Source organism: uncultured Gimesia sp., assembly GCF_937910335.1.
Classification (GTDB): Bacteria; Planctomycetota; Planctomycetia; order Planctomycetales; family Planctomycetaceae; genus Gimesia.
In genome coordinates this window covers 1-2,837 of record NZ_CALEMX010000089.1, presented here as the reverse complement: position 1 = coordinate 2,837, position 2,837 = coordinate 1, and the positions used below count along the sequence as shown (strand labels likewise).

At 46.5% G+C, this 2,837-nt stretch carries 3 protein-coding genes; all 3 read left to right on the top strand.

Annotation, left to right across the window (positions count from 1 at the left end; genetic code table 11):
- The coding region (locus Q0668_RS03640) for a hypothetical protein (RefSeq protein WP_298860033.1) at window positions 1-260 on the top strand (260 nt) is incomplete at its 5' end.
- 59 nt (window positions 261-319) lie between these two features.
- Window positions 320-1,984 carry a formylmethanofuran dehydrogenase subunit A gene (locus Q0668_RS03635; RefSeq protein WP_298860031.1) on the top strand — a complete coding sequence of 555 codons (1,665 nt, stop codon included), beginning with the start codon at window positions 320-322 and terminating at the stop codon, window positions 1,982-1,984.
- Between the two features lie 40 nt (window positions 1,985-2,024).
- A complete protein-coding gene (locus Q0668_RS03630; protein WP_298860029.1) occupies window positions 2,025-2,717 on the top strand; it encodes a hypothetical protein in 693 nt (230 codons plus the stop codon).
- The last annotated feature ends 120 nt before the right edge of the window (window positions 2,718-2,837 follow it).

Below are 2,837 nucleotides of genomic sequence, written 5' to 3'. Positions count from 1 at the left end.
ATCGCATGATTACTTATGAATATTTTTGTGAGGCCAACGTTCAAACGATCGAAGTCAGCCATCGCATGCAGGAATCACTGAAAAATTGGGGTGAACTCTGCGAAAAAGCAGGAATTCTTCAAGCAGAGACACCTGCCTCGACACCCATTGAACGTTTAATTTCTGGCGGTCTCTTGTTTATCGGAGAAAACTCAAACAAAAAGTCAGAGCTCCCCATTGCCGATCCCGGCTGTGGCCGTTCCAACTGCTGCCGCCATTAAATATTCTGCCGAAATACAGCGATCCCGCTTCATTCTTCTATCGATACTAAAGGTTGATTGTGTCTGTTTCCCGCATCAAAAATGGAACGATTTATGATCCTGCAAACGGGATAAACGGCGATGTACGTGATGTGTGGATCCAGGATGGAAAAATCATCCCCACTCCGCCCAACGCAGATACATTTTCGGGTAAAACACTGGATGCCACCGGTTACGTAGTGATGGCAGGTGGCATTGATATGCACTGTCATATCGCCGGTCCGAAAGTGAATGCAGGACGTAAAATGACGCCCGAACTGAAACGCAACGCGCCCCCCATCTATCGTAGTGAGCATACACGATCGGGAACCGGAGGAGTCGTTCCCAGTACGTTTGCCACCGGATATTTATTTGCAAGCATCGGATATACAACAGCCATGGACGCGGCTATCCCGGGCTTGCACGCACGACACGCTCACGAAGAATTGCAAGACACACCGATTCTGGATAAGGGTTTCTACCTGTTGTTCGGTAATAATCATTTCGTCATGAAGCATTTACGGAATCAGGATCAGAATTCTCTGGACGCATACTGTGCCTGGCTTCTGGAATCGTCTAAAGGGTATACGATTAAAATCGTGAATCCGGGCGGTGTTGAAGACTGGAAACAGATCAGCCGAAAATCGATCAAAGAATTAGATTCCCCTGTCCAAAATTTCGGAGTCACTCCCCGGCAGATTGTCCGCGGCTTGGCTGGTGCAGCAGATCGATTGAAGTTACCACACTCCGTGCATATCCACTGTAATAATCTGGGAATTCCAGGAAACTGGGAAACCACATTGAACACCATGGAATCATTAGAAGGACACCGCGGACATCTGGCACATGTCCAGTTTCACTCGTATGACGGCGATCCAAATGATCCCACGAGTTTTTCCTCTGCCACTCAAAAACTCGTAGACTATGTTAATTCACATGAAAACATTACCGTCGATGTCGGGCATATTAACCCGGGATCAACGCTCTCGATGACGGGCGACACTCCCTTCAGTCAGTTTTTGCACCACATCAATCGTAATAAATGGTATACCGCAGATTGTGAACTGGAAAGCAGTTGTGGCGTGATCCCGATTGAGTACCGCCCTCAACGCAGTCTGATTAATGCCGTCCAATGGGCTATAGCTCTGGAATGGTATCTGTTGATGGAAGATCCCTGGCGGGTGATCATGACCAGCGATCATCCGAATGGCGGCGCCTTTTATCATTATCCGGAAATCATCTATTTACTGATGGATAAGAATTTCCGACAGGAGTTTCTCTCCCAGATGCCAGAAGAGATTTACGAGAGAAGTGTACTGGCTGACCTTGAGCGAGAATACTCACTCTATGAAATCGCTATCATCACACGTGCAGCCCCTGCACGCGTCCTGGGCATGAAGAACAAAGGGCACCTTGGTGTAGGAGCAGACGCTGATATTACAATCTACGCTCCTCAACAAAATCGGCAGGAAATGTTTGAACGTCCTCGCTGGGTTTACAAGGATGGTCAGATTGTCGTTGAAGATGGAGAAATCCAGGCACATCAGTTCGGCAAGACCTTTTACACAGCCCCCGACTTTGACACAGAATTCTTACCTCATATCAAAGACTGGTTTGATGAGAGTTACTCGATTCAGTTTCGCAATTATCAGATTGAAAAACAGGATCTTCCACAATCAGAAGAAGTCACGTGTGAATCACTTTAGTACTCCTGATTAAAAAAAGGTTCGAAATCGAAAACAAATTATGAATTGGGATCAAATTGTACAACGCCATTATCCGAATGCAGTAACATGCACTCAGGTTGCAGAAGAAAACCTGAATTATATCGAGCAGGAACTGGGTGGTGATCGCCGCACGACATTACTTGCCAGCTCTCGTTGCGCGGACGATCTGGTTGCTACAAATCAAACCTTAAATCAAGAATTTGATGGCCCTTTTCACTTAGGTGGTTTAGCCGGCTTTCCTTTTACTGGTAAAACAGGAATGACCGCGTATGCAAATCACATCCATGAAGGGGGAACGGCATTCATTTTGTATGGCCCACATATTGGAATCGCCGCCGATGGCAGTATCGGAAATATGCTACGCCCCGGTCAATCCCGATGCACATCTACCTGTGGAGCGCTAGTAGGTGCCGTTACTCAAATTGAGTCCGGCCGTGCCCCTGCCAGTGAATATGATGATTTTCAACAACCACAAATCATTAAAATGCTGAGTCCTTACCAGGGTCGCATTTTTTCAGCCTCTGCTCCAATTCAAGAAGCGACACAGATCTGCTATGAACTCATTCACGAGCAGATCAATCAAATCTTAGATGCCACCATCAATGAATTTTCGTGTAAACGAATTGTGCTGGTGGGGGGTATCTTGATCAACACCGATGTCGGCGCGGAAGATTATATGACCGTTGAAAATAGTGAGTACATTGATCTGTAACAGCATTTGCGTGGTCTCAAATGACTTCATTTTAAAGAAGGAACACTCGTGTCAAACTCGGACGTTGCCAAAATTGGAATTGTAACTGTGTCCGACCGTGCCAGCCGCGGTGAATATCAA

Coding starts and splice junctions, on each gene's coding strand:
- Q0668_RS03630 (WP_298860029.1), top strand. CDS start 2,025: ATGAATTGGGATCAAATTGTACAACGCCATTATCCGAATGCAGTAACA.